Genomic DNA, 19192 nt, shown 5'->3' on the forward strand with positions numbered 1-19192 from the left:
GACGGTATCTGGTACTACCGCCTGCCTAATCTACTGCTTCCTTCACAGGTGTCCGGGTCTTTAATGTAGCCAGGTAAGGTGGCCTGATAAATAAACCACCTCCCTTAACTACTCGGGCGCTTGGCGGTGCCTTTTAAATTTCGTTGGCATTAAAGCGAGGGGCGTAAATAATGCCCCAAGCCTTTTGCCTTTCGTCCTAGCGAATTTCGTGGGCAATAAACTGAGTGACCTAAAATCACCCAGCTTAATTGCCTTCCAACGGGGTGTCAGCCTTTGTCTCTTGGTTCGTAATACCTGTAATGAATTGCTTGTAAATATTTTCTGTTGTTATCAAAGTCGATTCGGCTTTTTGTTGCAATAATGGTAACATTGTCCCGTCAATCTGAAAATCATTTTTATACCGAGCATCTGAATAACCGGTTTGAAGTATAGAAAAGAGTTGCGAGCCTTCTTTACTTTCCAAATCGAAAATTTCGGCAAGTTTCGGTGTAAGAAGTAAAGTAATAGTTAGCATCCGACGTAAATTATGCGCAGATGGACGATATCCTAAAAACAGCTTAATGATTGCCATAAGACTATTTTCAACAACTTGATGTAGCATAAATAATGCGAGGGTATCAGACCCTTCTGCAATATAGTACGTAGCACCTTTCATAAATTCTTTTCCCTGTCGCCCCCATCTGTGCCAGTCATGATTAGCTCTTTCCAACCAAGTATCTTTTGAAATATCTTGTGGCTCCGGAATTTTGACATTTTTGCCCTCATATATTTTAATACCTTTCAGCATTACAATATTCCAAAAACGTTTGCCAGCCAAAACTGCATTTCGCGCGCTGCTTTCTTTGCTAACAAATGTGAACACGTTGGCGAGAAATCTGCAATGATCTTCAATCTTATTGCCTACTTCATGTTCCGGGGTTCTTTCATTGTCGTTTATTAGAACCGCGAGATAGTAATTAAAAGGGTCGTTACTTGTTCCCAACGCCACAATCATCCTCACACATGGTATTCGCTTGATTATAAGGTCTCGGATTTCTTCTAATTGTCTTTTTTGAGCCTCAGTTAATTCGGGATGTATTTGTTGTAATTGTATTTCCTCGTCTATGCTTTCCCTATCCAATGTCCCCAATTTAGCTTGGCTTAATAAAGATTTTTCAAGGTAAACTTCTTTTGTCTCGCGCTGATGGATTAGCCACCCTGCGGCATATAGTTTCAATAAGCTTTCGTACACTACAATTATGTCACCAGCATTTAGAACATCATCTGATGGAATATTATATAACGATGAGTGAAGCCATTCATGTAATTGATCTCTATAATGTTGGGGTTTTAAAACCTTAAAAGATTTTTTTATTGCAATGAAAGGATTTGCAAGTTCATCATCAGAGAGATTTTTGGGGAAATAGGCCCATTTTTTTTGTTCTTCTTTTAGTTGTTCTGGTGTTGCAATTTTATAATCATATGAGTGTCGTTTGTAATCAATGAGTAAAAGATGCATTGCCTCAATAAATCTTAGGTTCATATCATACTCAAATAATAACGTCCCTGGCCCATGTCCATCTTTACCTTTATAATATCCTTCGTGGGTTACGTAATAGCGCCATGTTTTTAAATTTTTTTTATGGTCCTTTGGCCAGCCAGTTGAGTAAAAGTCACTAATGACATAAAGCGGGTTTTGAATTTCATTAAAGCGCAAATGCTTTGGATAATGTTCCCATGGTGCTATATTTTCGTAATCCATAATATCCAATTAAGTTGGGTTTTCATTAACCAACAATGCAAAGGAACAATGACTTATTGGTGTACCGAACCACAGATGTTTGTACTTTACCATTCTTTGATTGTATAATAAAACCTTTTGATAATAAGAATCTTCCAATACGTCTATTTAACGACAGCAATGCAGGCAGCACATTTGCTGCCTTACACTACTGTGTCCTGGCTGTCAAACAAAAAGCATCTTTCTAAATCTTGATAAGCGGTGCACAACTCAAACCCGCAAAAGCCATGGTGATTCAATTAGTTTTCAGCCGAACCATCGCTGCCTTACTATCAGCCTCTGTCGACGGGGCACTGTGATTTGCCTCCAATATTAATTTGCCTAATGGTGTGAGGCTGTTCCGGTATTCGTCATTAAGTCTTGGGTCAGTGCCTTCAACCTGATTAATGATCCATGCGGCAGAGTATAACTTACACATATTTTCATAAATGTTTGTCATGCCAATGCTCAATTCTCCCTCATCAATTGGCAAGGTATACAATGCAAAAAGCATCCATTCTTTCAAATTTTCGCGATAGTCCTCCAGGTTGGCTTTTTTGAACACCTTCTTAATCCGCTTATAAGGATCAAGCAATTCCGATTTGGATAAATTATCAGGAAAAAAAGCCCATTCTTGTTGCCCCTTTTCCAGGATGGCATCAGTTACTTTGTTTCGTTTGCCATAGCCATATTCGTAGCTGCACAGAAGCAAATAACAGGCTTCGAGTAGACGGATATTCCGGTCATGGATGAAAACCAATTCACCGGGGCCGTGCATTTCACCCCGATAGACCTTACTGCTCAATGCGTATTTTTTCCATTTTTTTAATTCGCCCAAATGAATCTCAACCCAATCCCCAAAAAACTCGTCCAAGACAAGCAAAGGGTTCTGGATCTCTTTAAAGTTTAAATATTTAGGGTAATTCTCCCATGGTGCGACCTGGCCAAAATTCATAACTGTTACTTACTACCTGCCTGTTTTGACTGGTGAGACAAAAGAATTATTAGTGAATAATGTACCGAACCATTAATGATTGTGTTTTACATTAAATGCAATGTTTTGTACATTTACAGTTTAAGGGTAATTTTAACCATGGCAGAAACTTTAAAGATTGGGCGAAAAATAAGTAGGGTGCGAGAAATTATCGGTATGAAGCAAGAAGCTTTAGCTACGCTTCTCGGTGTTAGCCAGCAGGCTATTTCTAAAATTGAACAAAGTGAGAAAGTTGAGGATGAGATATTAGAGAAGATTGCCGATGCGTTGGGCGTATCCTCCGAAGCAATTAAGAACTATAGCGATGAGGCTGTAATTTACAATATTCAAAATAATTATGAGGGGTCAAACAATCATGGTGCAAACCATATCAGCCAACATCATTGTACATTCAATCCATTAGATAAGGTAGTGGAATTGTATGAACGGTTGTTGAAAAGCGAACAAGAGAAAAATGACCTTTTAAAAAAGTAAAGCTCGTACTTTTTTAAAACTTCTAAAAAAGGCAGGTATCAACAATACCTGCTTTTTGTTTTATCAAATTATTTCTAACTGAAGGAATAGACTTTACTGCCGTTTGTCCAACGGTTTCCTCCAACATCGTCATTAAAAGGTAAATTATATAGATGTTTATTAACTAAAAGGCAACTTAAATCATTTTATGTAGCGTATTATTATATAATAGCGTATTATTTTTACGTTTAGTTAAGTCTAAGCCAAAAACGATTTGATTTTATTTAACCGCCTACTTATTCTATGAAAAAAGCCACTTACAATGACAAAAAAATTGTCATTCATATTCTAACCCTTTCATTTTACGACAATCAAAGCGTAAATTATATCATAAGCGAGAAGCACAATAAAACCCAAATAAAAGCTCTAATGGATTATTCTTTTGAGCAATGTTACCTTTTTGGTAGTATATACCTTTCCGATGATATGGACGCTTGTGCGTTAATTCTATATCCGCAAAAAAAGCATTTTAGTTTTAAAGCTATTTGGCTGGACATCAATTTAATCTTCAAGGCAATCGGAGTAACGCGCATTTTTAAAGCCTTAAAACGGGAGGCTGCAATAAAAAAATTGCAACCGAAAATCGACATGGCTTACCTCTGGTTTATCGGAGTTATGCCAAGTTCACAGCATACGGGAATTGGAAGCAAATTGCTTACTGAAATTATAGAGGCGAAAACGAAAGAACATTTGCCTGTATTTTTAGAAACATCAACTGTCATAAACCTACCTTGGTACAAACGATTTGGATTTGAGATTTATGCAAAGTTAGAGATGGGTTACACGCTTTTTTTCCTTAAAGTTGATCAAAACTAAGGGAATTATGCTGGTGTTCGGTACGCAAATTCACATTGTCACCTTCATTTTTATAGTGCTGGAATTCTGCATGTTTTTTTTCCAGATACTTTATTATTTGTTTCGGCCGCAGGATAAGATGCGCTTATGGTATCTTTTATTACTTCTTCTTTTTCAATTTTATAATATTACTGGAGGTCTATTTCCCGATCCCAAAATCAATATTCCTGTCCCCACCCAGTTAATGATAGCTTATGGAAGTGGATTTTTGATGGCATCTTTTTTCCCGTTTTATTTTTATAAAGCATTCGATTTAAAAACCTTGCGCTGGCATGCATTGTACGGGGTTCCTCTATTCTTAATGTTGCCGTATTTAATTTTCTTTGTCATTGTTTACGCTATAAACGGAAAGCTTAACGTAGATATTAAATTTGGGATGATTGTTCCATTCATCTACGCAGTAATACTACTTTGGGTGATATTTAAGGCAATAAGAAAAAAACATGAAACTGAAAGAAATAAAAATCAATATTTAGAGGAGATCGCAATGTATTGCGCGGTTATTCCGTGGCTCTCATTGACTTTTTTCGGGTTGGTAGAATCAAGTCAGCTTCTCGAGGTTTTATGCACAAATACAGGAATTGTTATCCTAAGTATTCTTTTTATTTCAAGATCGATCAGAAATGCAAGAGTTGAATACGAACAGTTGTTGGAATTCAATACGGGGGGTGCCCACAGGAATAATCTTGAGGAAATGTTCCGCTATTACAAACTTACTAATCGGGAAATTGAAATTGTGCTTTTGGTGAGAGAAGGCTTAACCTACCGGGAAATATCGAATAAACTTTTTATAGCTGGGAAAACCGTTGAAAATCACATGCAGAATATTTATGAAAAAACAAGCGTAAAAAATAAGGTAGCGCTGCTCCATAAATTATTTCCATCCTAAAATATCGCGATAAAATCTTCATAGTGGTTTATACCTATTCTGTTATATGAGTGAAATCCCCTATTGCTCAACGGCCTATTCTACATCTATTTTGCGTAATAATTAAAAAGATAACGCAAAACGACAAAAACAGAAAGGCGCATAAATGTATAAGAAAACGTGGGGACAGGCCTATCCTTATGCCTGGTTGGATGAGGTGGTGGAGGTGACATTAAACCCGGAAAAAACAAATGTAGTTGAATTAGAATTTCAACAGCTTGAAATTATTGCAGGCCAATTCGACCAGGAATTGCAAAGTGTATTAAGGAATCTAAAAGCGAGCACATTTTATCTTATTTCTTCCAAGAAAATAAAGGCAACTGTCACGCAATATTATGATTCACTGATACTGCTGGAACGGCAAGCAATGGAAAACTTGGCCGCATACCCCGAAGGCCACCCTTTAGCCACAACAGGGGAAACCATTATTTTTTATATCCGAAATATGGGCATCGTCTTTAAAAAAAGGTATGGTAAATATATAACGGAAACCGGGGTTGATAATAGCATAACGTCAGCTAAGCGTATGGTGGTTTCTAAATTATTATGCAAACTTAGCGCCGACCAGATCGGTATTATTCTCAAGGCCGCCGATGATACCAAAACAGTACTGGCCAGTTCTATGAGTGTAATTTTTCGTTCAGTTGTTCCATACCTATCTACCGATAAGAACAAAAACCTTTCCTGGGATAGTATGCGCAAAAGTACTTACCATATCGAACAGAGCGACAAGGAAGTGGCCATCGCAACCCTGGAAAAACTCATTTTAAAAATTAAGGGCTATTAACGCATAATCCGTTTTCATTTGAAAGCCTCCCGTTTTCGGTGGGGCTTTTTTATATTTTTTAAAAAAAATTAAAAAAGCCACCTCAAAATAACGCCCTGAAAATCAGCAAGACGCAAGGGCGCAAATCAGGGCGCAGCTAAAAATTGCGCTTTTTGGGCATTCCAAATCCGATGTTCTTTGCTCCCATAATCACCAAAGGGATAATGATGAAACAGGCTGAACTGACACGTATTTTTCTTGAATCTGTTACCGGTGGCACCGCTAAAGCGCTATCAGAAACAAGCTCTCAAAATGCGATGGTCAGTAAGGCGGAAGCCTACCGGCTGTATGGCCGCTCACAGGTTGACCGCTGGATTTCCGAAGGCTTATTCAAACCTTTAAAAGGCCAAATCTATATCTCAAAATCGGGGATTGACCGCGAAAAACTGGAAGCTATTGCAGCGGCCAGTAATCGCGGAACCTATCTGCCAGTTTCGGACAGATAAACTTTCGCCCGCTTCGGCGGGCAGGTTAACGAACGTTTTTTGACATCATGGGATGAAGCATTACCCGGCATTGAGCCGGGAATCAGGAAGCAGCTACAGCAACCCGTGCTATGCAAAAGCACAGGCGGGACTGGACAACAGCGAACCCTGGGCAGCCCGTTTGGGCATGGTCTGTACAGGCCAACGCACGTAGTCCCGGATTTTTTATCAACCGGTAAAAGTGAATTGTTTGGGTTCGTTGCCCATTGCCGGTTCCCATTTAGACAATAATATTATGAATACAAATAACCAGCAAAACCGTGATTATCGGAAAAGAAAGGCGGCTAAACTGCCTTATTATCAGGTTAACGAAACGCTTCCGTTGGGCGATACGCCAGCCGTTCGTGCAATCCTGCAAACGGAAGGATTGTGGCAACTGGTGACCGCCGACCTTCGGGAAGTTTACTATTATAAAGTGGACCAAAATAAAAAGCGGAGGGACTTTTGTGCCATTGGCTGGCCAAACGAAAATGGAGGATGGGAAATCAGGCATCCTAATTACACTGGTTGCCTTGGTCCAAAAGGGATGACCTTTATCCCCGGTGAACCCGGCAATCTCTTTATTTTCAAGGACTTTACCACTTACCTCTACTGGCGGTATTTCCATAAGCAATATTATCCCAACATTCTGATCCTGAATTACCCTGAATTCTTAAGCGCAGCCAAAATGAGAGCGCTCAAATTCAATTCAGTAACGGTATGCTTTGATCGGGAACAAATAACACTCATTAAATCTTCTGGCGATGGAGTTGACCCTATCAACGCAGCAGCTTAAACTTATTATTCGTGAAGCTGCCGAAATGGGCGCGATCCAGGCGCTAACCAAAGTAGGTAAACTGAAACCCTACCTCAAAAAGTCGGAAGCATTCCGAAAATACGGGCGGGCCAATATCGAAAATTGGGCTGAAAAAGGAATACTTACCATACGCAAAGACGGGGATCATTCCGCCGTTTGGCGCATTGATCGGCTGGAAGTAGCGGCGATAGCCAAATCCATTGAACTTTTACGCTATCTGTAGGATTTGACCCATTTACAAATTGCAAAAAAAATGAATACATTAATTAACTACAATGCGCAGGAAATCAGGGAACAGGTTTCCCCGGTTGACTTTTTGGCCCGGTTGGGCTATCACCCGGCCTACAAATCCGGCAAAGAACTTTTTTATTTGAGTATGCTGCGTGAAGAACGCACACCCTCTTTTTGTGTTGATGACAAACTCGGTGTTTGGTACGATTGGGGTGGCGCTAATCCATCGGGCATTAAAGGCGGCAACGTGATTGACCTTGCGCTGGCTTACTGGTATCCGCTCGGCTTTAGGGATGTATTGGAGCGAATAAATGAAACCTGTAATATTGAACCAGGTATTGCACCAGTAACCAGCCGGGAAAACTTTCGGCCAAGAAAAGCTACCAAAATACCTAATTATAAAATTTCAGAAGTAAAAGATCTTGGTAATAACCCAGCCATTACAAACTATCTGCAATCCAGGGCCATATGGCCGGTTGCACATCAGCACTTAAAGGAGGTTTATTATTATATCGAGGATGAGAAAAAACTCCGCAAATACTTTTTTTCGGCAGGCTGGAAAAATGAAAATGGTGGTTGGGAGGTCAACAATCCTTACTTTAAAGGATGCCTCGGCCCGAAGGGATTAACCATAATTCCCGGTGACTCTGATCGGCTGGCCTTGTTTGAAGGAATGATCGATTACCTCAGCTGGAAGTTTGAACAACAGGATGACGGTGAAACAGTCATTTTGTTAAATGGGGTTACATTCATCGAAGCGGCTATCAAACGGGCTTCAGATTTTAATGATAGAACAATCTTTTTTGACAATGATGAGGCCGGTGAAAATGCAAGCCGGACTTTTGTAAACGCCTACCCACTTACCCACAACAGCGCTCCAAATTATGCCAGTTTCAAGGATTATAATCAAAGGCTGGTATCCGAACTGGATAATCTCTACCGCCTTCCCGCAGCCGATACCAATAACCTGGTAAAGACCAGCCTGCGCAGGTAATTACTTTATAGCTATATATACGGATATACCAATATACAGCTAACTGGATAGACAGTAAGTTATATAAACGCTTAGCTGTTTATACAGCTATAGGAATATCTCTTTAGTTATATATCCACTTAGTTATTTATTCAACTATCCGAATATTTATATAGATAAATATTCAGCTAATCAGCAATAGGTATAAATAGCTAAACAGCTATGGGCTTATTTATATAGTCCGATAGACTTCTATTGGTATAGCTACCTATACCGCTATCTGCACAGTTACATATTCACATATAAACATTAAGACTTATGGAAATCACCATCACCTGGACAAAAATCATTGTCGTTACTCTCACTTATTTTTCAGGCCGATACCTTTATTATTCTTTCCTTAAATGGCATTCAGGCAGTTATGCGCCGTTTGACCCAACAGAATTTTATGAAACGTCCTCTTATTCGGAAGGCTGGAAGATGGGACACCTACACGGCAGTCACAAATTGCGGATCAAATGCGAAAAATACCGCAGGCAAATTGCGGAACTGAAGGAGAAGCATAGAATCTCGGATATAAAGGTCAAATCCTTAGAAGACAAACTACTTGATTGATATCCGGTAATATTTTTCTTTTTGCAGGCCAGCTTTCCTTAACCATTTAGTTTTTTAAGTATGCAAAGGTATAGCATTTTGCCTTTTGACCCGTCAAGGGTATATAAACCGCGATTGCATCACGGCCCTTGATAGGTCAGGCAAACGCTTTTCATACCTGCATAAAAAAACTAAATGTATGTTATGGAAAATCTGATTTTAAGCCCTCAATCGCAAAACGTAATTACGGATTACATCAACAAAAGCTGCCTTGTGCCTTATGAAAAACAGCTATTGAACGAAATGCTCGAAGCGGTTAAACAAGCAGACCAAACGAAATTAGACTGGTTTAACAGCTTTGGAAAGGATTTAAGGCACATGACTATGAATGTTTATGCCTACCGTAAAGGACTGGAATTTGGCTTTACGGAAATAGGTTTTGATAAAAACGGCTGGTTTATCCAACCAAAGTTCCTGGAACGGGAGGATATTATTTTAGGGAATCCTGTCAGGTTCAGCGAACACAGTATTCTTTATTTAGGCCGGGGGCAAAATCCTATCTGGACTTATACCCTGGATTATAATTACGGGTTGGCTGGCGGTGGTTCGCATATCTCCGTTTACGATAAGCAATTCAACAGCCGTCTGGAGGCCTTAACAGCCGGGTTAAATGACCTAAAGGCTAAAATGACCGCCGTTATCGGCCATACCGACACCACCAATTTTAAGCAAAGCGTTATCCTGCTAACGCTGAATGCCATTAAACAGGCACAAATAAATTCGGTACAACTGTCCCTGTTTTAACAGGGCTTTTTTTTCCAGCGCCTGAATATAGCCGCATATACGTATAGCTGTTTATACAGTCCCCGTTTGTTTTACAAGCGGCAAGTTGTGTTTTTGTGTCACAAAAACTTACTTGCCCATTGCCGCAAAGCGGCATGGGATGGGAAAACCTACGCAACTTGGTTTTCCTTTTAAAAAAATAAGCCGATGGATCAACCCCGCAAGCCTTTTAAAAAACCAGGGCGACCCGAATTACAACAGGGAAAAAAGGAACGCTTCATCCGGGCGAGGCTGACGGAGGATGAATACAACAAACTTGTTGCTTTGGAGAAGGAACTCGGGATGAACCATACAGACCTGATTCGGCACCGCCTGTTAGGCAGCCAGCATAAACAACTGGTTAACGCCCGCGAAGTTTTAAATCGGCTGGATGTAATGGGCGCAGAATTAGGCCGGGCGGGCAATAACATTAACCAGCTGGCCAGGCACGCAAACATTCTGAACAAGCGGGGACGGCTCGATGAGATGGTGGTGAGAGAGTTTAACCTGCTTTTCCGGGAATATGCCCGAATCCGTAACGATACCGAAAAATCGCTCCGGCAAATTATACGTCTAATCCGGGGCTGATATGATCGTTAAGTTTTTAAGGCCTGCATCTTCTTTTAAGGGTGTCGGGTACAGTTTTGCCAAAATGCTGCTGGATAAAGGTGAATTGATGGAGGTAAAGAATTTCGGCGCATTAGCCGGGCTTTCTAACCCACGCGCAGAGGATTATGTCAATTACCTGGAGGCAGTAACCGATAAAAATAAACGCATTGTTTACCCACAGCTGCATGTTACTATTTCAACTAAAGGCAGGGATCACAGCAAATCGGAGTTAACTGGTATTGCCGAAAAGTGGTTGGAGGGAATGGGTTATGGCAGCCACCCTTATTTGATTATTTTTCATAAGGACACTCAAAATAACCACGTACACCTGGTATCCACGCGCATCGGCAGGGATGGCAAAAAGGTTAAGGATAGTTATGAAAGAATTAAGGGCTATCAGGTATTAAATGAAGTTATGGGCCTTGACGAAAACTTGCAGGTACAAAAAGATAAGAACTGTGCTTTAACCTACAACTTCAGTTCAAGGGCGCAGTTCATGATGTTGCTTGAAGTAAAAGGATATACCCTAAATCTGAAAGATGGTATTTTTCAAATCTTCAAGTTCGGTAAAAAACTGGATAGCCTGCCCGTTGAAAAAGTTGATGAACGTATTGCGGATCACCAGCAAAATAAAAAGCGGATAGAGCAATTGCGAGCCATCATCGAAAAATACCGGCCTGATTTTAACCCTGAACTTTTTCCTGAAACAAGTAAACTGGCAGGAGGCGGTGAAGGTAAGACGACCGGTTATTCTTCCGATCTGAGCAAAATGCTGCTAAGGGATTTTGGCCTTCAAATCTTTTTCCACGCCAAGGATGGTAAACAACCTTATGGATATACAGTAATTGACCATGCTAAGAATGCTGTGTATAAGGGCGGCGACCTAATGCCATTGGCAGAGTTTATTAAACCCGCACCTGAACAGCGTGATCCTACTATTACTAACGAACCAGCCCAGGTATCGGAATTTCTTGAATTTGATGATTTAGAGCCACAGCAAAATTATGGCAATGAACCGGAGGATTGGTACGCTGATGATGCCGGAAACTATCACACTGAATTTGCCGGTTTTCAGACATCAGGTATCACCGTACCACCATTGCGAATTGATATAGCTGCTGATATTGACGATGAGCAGATCAATGGCCGGAACCGCAAAAGAAAACGCAAGGCAAGAACCAACACCCGCTAACATTTAAAACCAATTTTATGATCATACTTATCGGCAACCAAAAGGGTGGCGCAGGGAAAAGTACGCTTACGCTACTGCTGGCAAACTACCTCACCACCATCCATCAGCATCCGGTTACCATACTGGATATGGACTATCAGCAATCTATCGCGGCTAAAGCAGAAAAAGCAAAAATACTGGAGAATGAACCACTTTATGACGTGGTGCCTACCGACCTGAAACAATTCCCGGATCTGCTACAGGTCATCAACAAGAAGAAAAAGGATATCGCCATTTTAGACATGCCGGGCAAGATGGATGATGACGGCCTGATCCCGGCAATCGCAGCAGCCGACTTTATTATATGCCCTTTCGCCTATGATGAGTTTACGGTGGACTCAACCATCCTTTTTGCCATGGTGGTGCGCCGGATCAATAACCGTGCGCCAATGATCTTTATTCCTAACCGGATCAAACAAACGGTAAAATACGAAACCCAGGCCGAAGTGGAAAAGGTGATACGTCAATTTGGCCCCATCATTCCAAGCCTTCCCGACCGGATCGACTTCCAGCGCATCAGCACCTTTCAAACGCCGTTGATCCTGTATCCGGTCGTATTGCCGACGCTCAATTGTATCTATGAACAATACCTGTTTAAAAAGGAGGCAATATGACTAAAATACGATCATTAGCCGACGAACTGAGGGAAAAAATGCGCCAGCAACCCGGCATCGAAGAACCCGAAACGGAAAAGCAAAGTCAACCCAACGCTAACAATCAGGATAAACCCGTCAAGAAGAAAGCCGGTAAGCCGCCACCCGAAAAACCGCCAGTAGAGCTGGAAACCTTATTTGCAGAACTGACCGCCTACGAATTAACCGGAAATGAAAAACTATTGATCCGGTTGGATGGCCGCACGGTCTTTATGCTCAAGCAACTTAAAGTGACCAAAAGCATCGACATGAACAAACTGATCGCTTACAGCCTCGACAGCTTTTTTAAAGAGCGCCCAGAATTAATTAATTACATCAAAGCATCCCTGCAAACCATTGAATTATGAACTGGAACCATTTTATACTATTGCTCATTGGCATTTACCTGGGCTATTACGCCTTCAACATTTTAGCCGACCTATACCTGAAACAGAAAGCACCCGGCGGAGAAACTGATCAGGACATCCTGTTTTTTTCCGAAGAGTCCCAGCCCGAAATTATTGTCTATGATGACGAGCCTGAGCAGATGGTAAACCCTGCTACGGCACTCCAACAGGGGCCAGAGGAAACTGCACCAGCTTATCCTTCACCTGTATTGGAATCAACAGGTGCGGTCAGCCTAAAAGAACTGATCAAGGTTGCCCAGGCAGGTCTGCTGCAATACACCAAGGCAATACCCTATTGACATGAAAAATCAATCATTGATTTTAAAGACAGCACTCGCTGTCTTTTTTTTTGCCTTCACTTTTAAGGCGTACGCCCAAGACCCGCCCGGTATCGATGATTTTAACCAGGCTACGCAGCAACTCCACAGTGTGTATTTCAGCCTTTCAGATTTGGTACTGGTAATCGGTGCGCTAACTGGTATCATCGGCGGTTTGCGGGTCTACACCAACTGGCAGATTAGAGGCCATCGGCACCATCATCCGATTGATGCCCAGGTTATCGGCTGGTTCGGTTCCTGCCTGTTTTTGATACTCGCAGGCATCTTCATCAAAGCCCTTTACGGGATTTAACAATCCATCATTTTTTATTCACCCTTTTATTTTTTAAGTTTTATGACAGTAAAAAACAAGAAACTGTTAGCAGTAGCTGCGTCCGTAACTTTGGCAGCACAAGGCGCATTCGCGCAAACCGGAGGTGGTACGACAGGCATCAATGCCGCCACTTCATCCCTTACCAGTTATGTAGACCCTGTTTCGACACTTTGTCTCGCCATCGGTGCCGTGGTCGGTATTATCGGCGGCGTCCGGGTTTACATCAAGTGGAACTCAGGGGATCAGGATATCAACAAGGAGATCATGGGCTGGGGCGGATCTTGCCTTTTCCTGGTGTTGGTTTCTGTAGTCATCAAGGCCTTTTTCGGGGTATGATACGCAAGTACGCAATTTATAAGGGGCTTCAAAAGCCCCTTATTTATCGAGGCTTCAAAGGCAAATTCATCGCCTGGGGAATCAGCTCACTGATTATCGGATTGGTTTCAGGTGGCTTAACTGGCGCACTAACCAGCATGTATTTAGGCGGTGCCGTTACCATCATCACCATTGCAGGCGGACTCTTTTACACTTTCCAAAAACAGAAAGGGGGCCTCCACTCCAAGTCACGCCACAAAGGCGTTTTTGTTCACCCCGTCAATTTTCAATCCCATGGCATCCCATCAGAAAAACTCCTTTGAACTGCCGTATGCGGGTATAGACCAACATAACGCGTTAAGCTTGTTATATGGCCTGCGCGGCGATTACTCAGTTATTTTTAAAATTCAAAATCCGGTACTTCAATATGCTGCTGACCCGGACGGCTACAACAGTTATCACGGCCTACTGCTTAACCTCGTAAAAATTTTAGGCGAAGGTTTTATTATCCAAAAGCAGGATGTTTTTTGCCGGAAACAATACCAGGGTAAAGCCGCCCCCGAATTCCTACAGGAAAAATATCACCAGCATTTTGAGGGCAGGGAATACACGGCCATTTACACTTACCTCGTCATTACCCGGCAGGTGAAGCGAAACACCTTTTATGTTTTCGATCACAAAGCACTTAACGACTTCAAACAGTCGGTGCTTAAAACAAACGACCTGTTATCAGGCGCAGGTCTGCAGCCCATCTTATTGGAAGAAAAGGATATTCAGCAATATGTCAAACGGATATTGGGTATGTCGTTTTCCAGTGACCTGATCACGCTCGATAATTTGCTTTCACTTGACCAGGAACTCAAAATGGGTGGCCGCACAATTCGGAGTATCAGCCTGATCGATACCGACCTGATAGATCTGCCGGAGCAAGTCGCTACCTATACTGAAAAGCAGGAAGGCCAAACCAAAAGTACGCTGCCGGTAGATAATTTTAGTTTCCTGCACACGGTGCCCGGCTATGACTGCATCATCTTTAATCAAGTGCTGGAAATTCCGCAGCAAAGAGTAACGCTGAATAAACTGGAACTGAAACGCAAACGTCACTCCGGTGTACCCGATCCGGCTAATAACCTATGCGTCGAAGACATCGACCAGTTATTGGCCGATGTAGCCAGGGATAACCAGTTACTGGTCAACGCCCATTTTAATATTATGGTCTGCGCCCAGGATGACCGGATAAGCCGGGCAGCAAATTATATTGAGGCCGCCCTGTTTCAGCAAGGAATTATCCCTTCCAAAAACGCCTATAACCAAATGGAACTTTACCGTTCTGTTTTACCGGGTAATGCAGTCGAATTACAGAAATACGACTGGTTCCTGACCACCTCTGATGCAGCCCTTTGCTTTTTTTTCAAGGAAGCCCTGCTGACCGATGACCCGTCCGATTTTTTGGTAAGGTTCACTGACCGGCAGGGCATTCCAGTAGCTATTGACCCATCAGATCTGCCGATGCGACAAAACAGGATAAGCGCAAGAAACCGCTTTTGTTTAGGTCCGAGCGGTTCGGGTAAATCGTACTTTATCAATTCCCTGACCGAACAATACCTTCTTTATAACATGGACGTGGTGATCGTGGACACCGGGCATTCTTACTCCGGCCTGTGCAGTTATTATAACGGCAAGTACATCACCTACACCGACAAAAAGCCCATCACGATGAACCCCTTCCAGATCACGGAGGCTGAATATAATATAGAAAAAAAGGACTTCTTAGTAACGCTCATCAGCCTGTTATGGAAAGGTGCCGAGGGAAGTATTTCCTCGGTTGAAAGGGATGTGATTTCCAATGTGATCAGTGCTTATTATAGCTATGGGTTTGGGGAAGTAGATTATCCGTTTTGTTTTAATACCTTTTATGATTTTGCCCTAAGCAAAATACCTCAGATCAAGCAGGAAGAACGCATTCCGTTTGACGTGGACGAGTTCCGCTATGTACTCAAAAAATTTTCAAAAGGCGGCGAGTTCCAAAGCATACTTAACGAGGCGGCTGACCAGTCACTGTTTACTGAGCGGTTTATAGTGTTTGAAATAGATTCCATAAAAGAAAACCGCATTTTATTTCCCATCGTCACGCTCATTATTATGGATGTGTTCATCCAGAAAATGCGTTACCGGTCTGATCATCGCAAATGCCTGATCGTGGAGGAAGCATGGAAAGCCATTGCATCTCCATTAATGGCAGGTTATCTATTGTACTTGTACAAAACGGTTCGCAAGTTTTGGGGAGAAGCAATAGTGGTTACCCAGGAACTCGGTGACATTTTAGGGAACGCGGTAGTAAAGGACAGTATATTAAGTAATTCAGATACTATCATGTTGCTTGACCAATCCCGGTTTAAGGACAACTATCAGGAGATCGCCAAGCTTTTATCGCTGTCTGAAACCGAACAAAAGAAAATCTTTACCATCAACCAACTGGATAACAAGGACGGACGGGGAAAATTCAAAGAGGTTTATATCCGCAGGGGAAATACAGGCGAGGTTTATGGCGTAGAGGTATCCATCTTCCAGTATTTGACCTATACAACCGAAAAGCCGGAGAAAAGTGCGGTAGAAAAATACGTAGCCATTTTCCATGATTATCCCGCAGCATTAACCGCCTTTGTAAATGACCTGCAAATATCAGGTCTGAAGCTGGAAGCTTTTGTGAAACAAGTGAATAAGCAGGGGCCGCTATCTCAAAATGCGGCTTAAACATTAAACTCAAAACCATGAAATCTTTATTTTTCGTAATCATCCTTGCGGCAATTAGCGCCGCGAAAGTTTCAGCCCAGGCAGTCTACGTCGACCCAACCACAGCGGCGGCAATGGCAGTGCATTCGGGCATCATCAACGGGCAGTTGAATACTACTAACAATAAATTAACGCTCATCCAAACCGGCCAGCTTGCCGTCACCGGCCAGTTAACTGCTGTTAATTCCTTACAAAAGGATATTTACAAAGGATTAAGTCAGGTGTCCTCCATCATGTCGAACCTATTGGCCATTAAGGATATTGCCGAGATCAGCAGCGACATTGTAACCGACGTCAATAAAGCCGCCACCCTCGCCCAAAGTGATCCGGTGTTATTGCTATTTGCTCAACAAGGGGCTACTGAATTTAAGACCAGGGCGACCGCACTTTCAGCCGAGGTAAGCACCTTCATATTGCAGGGCGGACAAAGCAACTTAATGGACAGCGGTGAAAGAGCCAAGCTGCTAAACCGCATAGTCAGCGAACTATCCATTATCAGGGGCGTGGCTTATGGCATGTACCGAACGATGTATTATGCCAAAATGCGCGGCATCCTGAATTCGTTAAACCCTTATTCCGGCTTTATCAATATTGACCGGCAGATCGGCGACAACATTATCCAGAACTCTAAAACCCTGAAGCAATGAAAAAGCTGATTTATTTAAGCCTGGGTCTGTTACTGCTGGTAAAAATGGGTTCTGCACAGACCAACGTTGAACTGATTGACCAGCTGGTTACCGAAAGCCAGTCAGAACACGACCGTCAAACAAACGCCCGAACGAATCAGGCAACGGTAACCGCCAACGAGGACGTGAACAAATCGCAGATGACCACCCTGAAAACCACCTACCGTAATATTCAAAGCCGCTTTCATACGCTCGGCTTGGTGATTGATGCAGGTGAGATCGGGCTGGAAGCCGCTCCACTGGTTAATGAAATTATCAGCCAGCAAAAACTAATTATCGCCCAATGCGAGGGCAATCCCGTTTTGATCCTGCTGGCTGCAAATTCTGAAGCTGACCTTGCTGATCAGGCCACCCTATTAACGGAATATTGCGCCGGGCTGATTTTAAGTATCGGCGATGTAAACCAAATGAAAGCCAGTGACCGCAAGATGCTATTCAGCTATGTGGTCACCGAATTACGACGCATCGACGGCGCATCGCGCGGCCTGCTAAATTCTATTATCAATTTTAACAATCAACTCCATTCCAAATCGGGCAACCCGTTCGGCAGTTTTATCAACCAGGATAAAAATCTGGTAGATGACATTATGCGGAACGCCAAAGCCCTTAAATGAAAAATTATGAAAAAACAATTATTGATCGGCCTATTCCTGTTCGTAACAGGCGGCCTGAAAACCTACGCCCAAACTATCATTTTTGATGCCCAGCATTTTGCCATCGTCAATGAGAACGGCCTGACGAGGGAAGCCGCAGAGAATACGCACCAAAATTCGCTGAGTAAAATCAAGCAGGATTTGGACAATATTAATCTTAACGTTAGTTCGGTTGTACTGGTACAGGATATGATCCACCAGTCTCTTGCTACTGTTGACGGCACACTCAAAGACGGGCTGGCCGTTAAGCAGGTCGCGGAAATCATTGGCGATATCACGACACAATGTAGCCAGATCACAAACCTCGCCAAAGCCGATCCCTTACTCTTATTATTCGCCCAGCAGAATGCCGAGCAAATGAAAACGCGGGGCATCAACCTGGTATCCGAGGTATCGTCCTTTATTTTAAAGGAGGGCGACAACGTATTGATGGATTATGAAAAGCGCGATTTTTTATTGCGCAAGGTGATCCTTGATTTGCAGGTTATGCGCGCGCTTTCTTACAGCATTTACAAAACCATGTATTTCGCGAAGCTGAACGGCGTAATCAAATCAGCCGATCCCTTTCAGGGATTTATCAATCAGGACACCCACCTGGCTGACCAGCTATTACTCCAGTATCAATTACTAAAACAATAAGCTTATGATTAAAAGAATGACCATCATAGCAATGCTATTGCTATGCCTGGGCAAATACACTTTTGCCCAAATGTATGTCAACGATCAATCGGTTAGATACCAGCAAGAACGCATGGTATTTAAGCAGTGGAATCAAAATGATTTTACCCCGACCCATGGTTTTCTTTGGCTCAACCCGCTATATTGGTTGACCTGGGCGTGGTTCCCGAACTATCATAAAACCGATCTCCGTCCGCTCGGTCCGTCAGGCCCGCAGACCCAAAGGTTGGCACTTGTCGCCGCCATGCAGAATACCGACAATGCTTATAAATTACAGGCCGATACGCTGCGTAATACCGCTGTATCTGAAGCCGTCAATTATTCGGGTCTGGTATCCTCCGCAGATCCTTTGTGGCTTTTATATTACAGTAAGGAATTTAAGGATTTGCTTAACCAGCAGGATAGCCAATTGTTAAGCGGCGTATCATCCAAAGTGCAAAATTATCTTGTTAGCAGCGGTACTTACAACTGGTACCTTGAACAATCGCATAGCCTTTCCGAACGGCTCAACACGGCGAGAACGACGACACTTGACCGGGGTTCGCGCATTTTAACCTATTATCGTTTGCTGGCAGAATACCGCAGGCTAAATGCGGCCTGGGCAACGAAAAAGCAGCAAGCTGGTACCTTCCTCGCACTGAGCGAAAAGGCTAAAAGCCTGAAATCGCCCGCCACAACTCCTGTCAACATTCCGGCTGGTTACAAGTCAGACCAACAAATCGCGGATGAAATATTAGCCAATTACAAACTTTAACTCATCA

25 protein-coding genes are annotated in these 19192 nt (G+C 42.6%); 23 read left to right on the forward strand and 2 right to left on the reverse strand.

Annotation, left to right across the window (positions count from 1 at the left end; genetic code table 11):
* Positions 1-244: 244 nt before the first annotated feature.
* Both ABID99_RS11080 and ABID99_RS11085 read right to left on the reverse strand, forming a co-directional pair.
* Positions 245-1741 (reverse strand): HEPN domain-containing protein, encoded by a 1497-nt coding sequence (locus ABID99_RS11080; protein ID WP_373613726.1) that lies wholly within the window; start codon positions 1739-1741, stop codon positions 245-247.
* 274 nt (positions 1742-2015) lie between these two features.
* Complete coding sequence (locus ABID99_RS11085; RefSeq protein ID WP_373613727.1) at positions 2016-2714, reverse strand: hypothetical protein; 699 nt, start codon at positions 2712-2714, stop codon at positions 2016-2018.
* Positions 2715-2852: 138 nt separating this feature from the next.
* Between ABID99_RS11085 and ABID99_RS11090 the strand changes: the two genes are divergently transcribed.
* The 23 genes from ABID99_RS11090 (at position 2853) to ABID99_RS11200 (ending at position 19185) form a co-directional block, all read left to right on the forward strand.
* Entirely contained in the window at positions 2853-3227 is a 375-nt protein-coding gene (locus ABID99_RS11090) for a helix-turn-helix domain-containing protein (RefSeq protein ID WP_188832052.1), read from the forward strand.
* 282 nt (positions 3228-3509) lie between these two features.
* Positions 3510-4082, forward strand: a complete 573-nt coding sequence (locus ABID99_RS11095) for a GNAT family N-acetyltransferase (protein WP_373613728.1) — start codon at positions 3510-3512, stop codon at positions 4080-4082.
* Complete coding sequence (locus tag ABID99_RS11100; RefSeq protein WP_373613729.1) at positions 4069-5010, forward strand: response regulator transcription factor; 942 nt, start codon at positions 4069-4071, stop codon at positions 5008-5010. The genes ABID99_RS11095 and ABID99_RS11100 overlap by 14 nt, the downstream gene beginning before the upstream one ends.
* Positions 5011-5155: 145 nt before the next feature.
* A complete protein-coding gene (locus tag ABID99_RS11105) occupies positions 5156-5836 on the forward strand; it encodes a hypothetical protein (RefSeq protein ID WP_373613730.1) in 681 nt (226 codons plus the stop codon).
* A 203-nt stretch (positions 5837-6039) separates the two neighbouring features.
* Positions 6040-6321, forward strand: a complete 282-nt coding sequence (locus ABID99_RS11110) for a hypothetical protein (RefSeq protein WP_373613731.1) — start codon at positions 6040-6042, stop codon at positions 6319-6321.
* Between the two features lie 274 nt (positions 6322-6595).
* Positions 6596-7135 (forward strand): hypothetical protein, encoded by a 540-nt coding sequence (locus ABID99_RS11115; RefSeq protein WP_373613732.1) that lies wholly within the window; start codon positions 6596-6598, stop codon positions 7133-7135.
* Entirely contained in the window at positions 7104-7379 is a 276-nt protein-coding gene (locus tag ABID99_RS11120) for a hypothetical protein (RefSeq protein ID WP_373613733.1), read from the forward strand. Before ABID99_RS11115 ends, ABID99_RS11120 begins: the two co-directional genes overlap by 32 nt.
* A gap of 30 nt (positions 7380-7409) precedes the next feature.
* Positions 7410-8381, forward strand: a complete 972-nt coding sequence (locus ABID99_RS11125; RefSeq protein WP_373613734.1) for a toprim domain-containing protein — start codon at positions 7410-7412, stop codon at positions 8379-8381.
* 297 nt (positions 8382-8678) lie between these two features.
* The gene (locus ABID99_RS11130; RefSeq protein ID WP_373613735.1) at positions 8679-8975 is read left to right on the forward strand and encodes a hypothetical protein; all 297 of its coding nucleotides are present in this window, start codon (positions 8679-8681) and stop codon (positions 8973-8975) included.
* Positions 8976-9158: 183 nt separating this feature from the next.
* On the forward strand, positions 9159-9758 hold the full coding sequence (locus ABID99_RS11135) for a hypothetical protein (RefSeq protein WP_373613736.1): 600 nt from the start codon (positions 9159-9161) through the stop codon (positions 9756-9758).
* A 186-nt stretch (positions 9759-9944) separates the two neighbouring features.
* Positions 9945-10364, forward strand: a complete 420-nt coding sequence (mobC, locus tag ABID99_RS11140; RefSeq protein WP_373613737.1) for a plasmid mobilization relaxosome protein MobC — start codon at positions 9945-9947, stop codon at positions 10362-10364.
* 1 nt (position 10365) lies between these two features.
* Complete coding sequence (locus ABID99_RS11145; protein ID WP_373613738.1) at positions 10366-11577, forward strand: relaxase/mobilization nuclease domain-containing protein; 1212 nt, start codon at positions 10366-10368, stop codon at positions 11575-11577.
* 17 nt (positions 11578-11594) lie between these two features.
* On the forward strand, positions 11595-12230 hold the full coding sequence (locus tag ABID99_RS11150) for a ParA family protein (protein WP_373613739.1): 636 nt from the start codon (positions 11595-11597) through the stop codon (positions 12228-12230).
* A complete protein-coding gene (locus ABID99_RS11155; protein ID WP_373613740.1) occupies positions 12227-12616 on the forward strand; it encodes a hypothetical protein in 390 nt (129 codons plus the stop codon). Before ABID99_RS11150 ends, ABID99_RS11155 begins: the two co-directional genes overlap by 4 nt.
* The gene (locus ABID99_RS11160) at positions 12613-12954 is read left to right on the forward strand and encodes a hypothetical protein (protein ID WP_373613741.1); all 342 of its coding nucleotides are present in this window, start codon (positions 12613-12615) and stop codon (positions 12952-12954) included. Before ABID99_RS11155 ends, ABID99_RS11160 begins: the two co-directional genes overlap by 4 nt.
* A gap of 1 nt (position 12955) precedes the next feature.
* Positions 12956-13285: a DUF4134 family protein gene (locus tag ABID99_RS11165; RefSeq protein ID WP_158993900.1), complete on the forward strand. Its 330-nt coding sequence runs from the start codon at positions 12956-12958 to the stop codon at positions 13283-13285.
* Positions 13286-13327: 42 nt separating this feature from the next.
* Complete coding sequence (locus ABID99_RS11170; protein ID WP_158993902.1) at positions 13328-13642, forward strand: DUF4134 domain-containing protein; 315 nt, start codon at positions 13328-13330, stop codon at positions 13640-13642.
* Positions 13639-13944 (forward strand): DUF4133 domain-containing protein, encoded by a 306-nt coding sequence (locus ABID99_RS11175; protein WP_373613742.1) that lies wholly within the window; start codon positions 13639-13641, stop codon positions 13942-13944. The genes ABID99_RS11170 and ABID99_RS11175 overlap by 4 nt, the downstream gene beginning before the upstream one ends.
* Positions 13916-16375: a TraG family conjugative transposon ATPase gene (locus ABID99_RS11180; protein ID WP_373613743.1), complete on the forward strand. Its 2460-nt coding sequence runs from the start codon at positions 13916-13918 to the stop codon at positions 16373-16375. The genes ABID99_RS11175 and ABID99_RS11180 overlap by 29 nt, the downstream gene beginning before the upstream one ends.
* A 17-nt stretch (positions 16376-16392) precedes the next feature.
* Positions 16393-17061 carry a hypothetical protein gene (locus ABID99_RS11185; RefSeq protein ID WP_373613744.1) on the forward strand — a complete coding sequence of 223 codons (669 nt, stop codon included), beginning with the start codon at positions 16393-16395 and terminating at the stop codon, positions 17059-17061.
* Entirely contained in the window at positions 17058-17714 is a 657-nt protein-coding gene (locus ABID99_RS11190) for a hypothetical protein (protein ID WP_373613745.1), read from the forward strand. Before ABID99_RS11185 ends, ABID99_RS11190 begins: the two co-directional genes overlap by 4 nt.
* A 6-nt stretch (positions 17715-17720) precedes the next feature.
* On the forward strand, positions 17721-18392 hold the full coding sequence (locus tag ABID99_RS11195; protein ID WP_373613746.1) for a hypothetical protein: 672 nt from the start codon (positions 17721-17723) through the stop codon (positions 18390-18392).
* A 4-nt stretch (positions 18393-18396) separates the two neighbouring features.
* Entirely contained in the window at positions 18397-19185 is a 789-nt protein-coding gene (locus tag ABID99_RS11200) for a hypothetical protein (RefSeq protein WP_373613747.1), read from the forward strand.
* Positions 19186-19192: the final 7 nt, after the last annotated feature.

The organism is Mucilaginibacter sp. OAE612, assembly GCF_041806395.1.
GTDB lineage: Bacteria > Bacteroidota > Bacteroidia > Sphingobacteriales > Sphingobacteriaceae > Mucilaginibacter > Mucilaginibacter rubeus.

Coding starts and splice junctions, on each gene's coding strand:
- ABID99_RS11080 (WP_373613726.1), bottom strand. CDS start 1,741: ATGGATTACGAAAATATAGCACCATGGGAACATTATCCAAAGCATTTG.
- ABID99_RS11085 (WP_373613727.1), bottom strand. CDS start 2,714: ATGAATTTTGGCCAGGTCGCACCATGGGAGAATTACCCTAAATATTTA.
- ABID99_RS11090 (WP_188832052.1), top strand. CDS start 2,853: ATGGCAGAAACTTTAAAGATTGGGCGAAAAATAAGTAGGGTGCGAGAA.
- ABID99_RS11095 (WP_373613728.1), top strand. CDS start 3,510: ATGAAAAAAGCCACTTACAATGACAAAAAAATTGTCATTCATATTCTA.
- ABID99_RS11105 (WP_373613730.1), top strand. CDS start 5,156: ATGTATAAGAAAACGTGGGGACAGGCCTATCCTTATGCCTGGTTGGAT.
- ABID99_RS11110 (WP_373613731.1), top strand. CDS start 6,040: ATGATGAAACAGGCTGAACTGACACGTATTTTTCTTGAATCTGTTACC.
- ABID99_RS11115 (WP_373613732.1), top strand. CDS start 6,596: ATGAATACAAATAACCAGCAAAACCGTGATTATCGGAAAAGAAAGGCG.
- ABID99_RS11120 (WP_373613733.1), top strand. CDS start 7,104: ATGGAGTTGACCCTATCAACGCAGCAGCTTAAACTTATTATTCGTGAA.
- ABID99_RS11125 (WP_373613734.1), top strand. CDS start 7,410: ATGAATACATTAATTAACTACAATGCGCAGGAAATCAGGGAACAGGTT.
- ABID99_RS11130 (WP_373613735.1), top strand. CDS start 8,679: ATGGAAATCACCATCACCTGGACAAAAATCATTGTCGTTACTCTCACT.
- ABID99_RS11135 (WP_373613736.1), top strand. CDS start 9,159: ATGGAAAATCTGATTTTAAGCCCTCAATCGCAAAACGTAATTACGGAT.
- mobC (WP_373613737.1), top strand. CDS start 9,945: ATGGATCAACCCCGCAAGCCTTTTAAAAAACCAGGGCGACCCGAATTA.
- ABID99_RS11145 (WP_373613738.1), top strand. CDS start 10,366: ATGATCGTTAAGTTTTTAAGGCCTGCATCTTCTTTTAAGGGTGTCGGG.
- ABID99_RS11150 (WP_373613739.1), top strand. CDS start 11,595: ATGATCATACTTATCGGCAACCAAAAGGGTGGCGCAGGGAAAAGTACG.
- ABID99_RS11155 (WP_373613740.1), top strand. CDS start 12,227: ATGACTAAAATACGATCATTAGCCGACGAACTGAGGGAAAAAATGCGC.
- ABID99_RS11160 (WP_373613741.1), top strand. CDS start 12,613: ATGAACTGGAACCATTTTATACTATTGCTCATTGGCATTTACCTGGGC.
- ABID99_RS11165 (WP_158993900.1), top strand. CDS start 12,956: ATGAAAAATCAATCATTGATTTTAAAGACAGCACTCGCTGTCTTTTTT.
- ABID99_RS11170 (WP_158993902.1), top strand. CDS start 13,328: ATGACAGTAAAAAACAAGAAACTGTTAGCAGTAGCTGCGTCCGTAACT.
- ABID99_RS11175 (WP_373613742.1), top strand. CDS start 13,639: ATGATACGCAAGTACGCAATTTATAAGGGGCTTCAAAAGCCCCTTATT.
- ABID99_RS11180 (WP_373613743.1), top strand. CDS start 13,916: ATGGCATCCCATCAGAAAAACTCCTTTGAACTGCCGTATGCGGGTATA.
- ABID99_RS11185 (WP_373613744.1), top strand. CDS start 16,393: ATGAAATCTTTATTTTTCGTAATCATCCTTGCGGCAATTAGCGCCGCG.
- ABID99_RS11190 (WP_373613745.1), top strand. CDS start 17,058: ATGAAAAAGCTGATTTATTTAAGCCTGGGTCTGTTACTGCTGGTAAAA.
- ABID99_RS11195 (WP_373613746.1), top strand. CDS start 17,721: ATGAAAAAACAATTATTGATCGGCCTATTCCTGTTCGTAACAGGCGGC.
- ABID99_RS11200 (WP_373613747.1), top strand. CDS start 18,397: ATGATTAAAAGAATGACCATCATAGCAATGCTATTGCTATGCCTGGGC.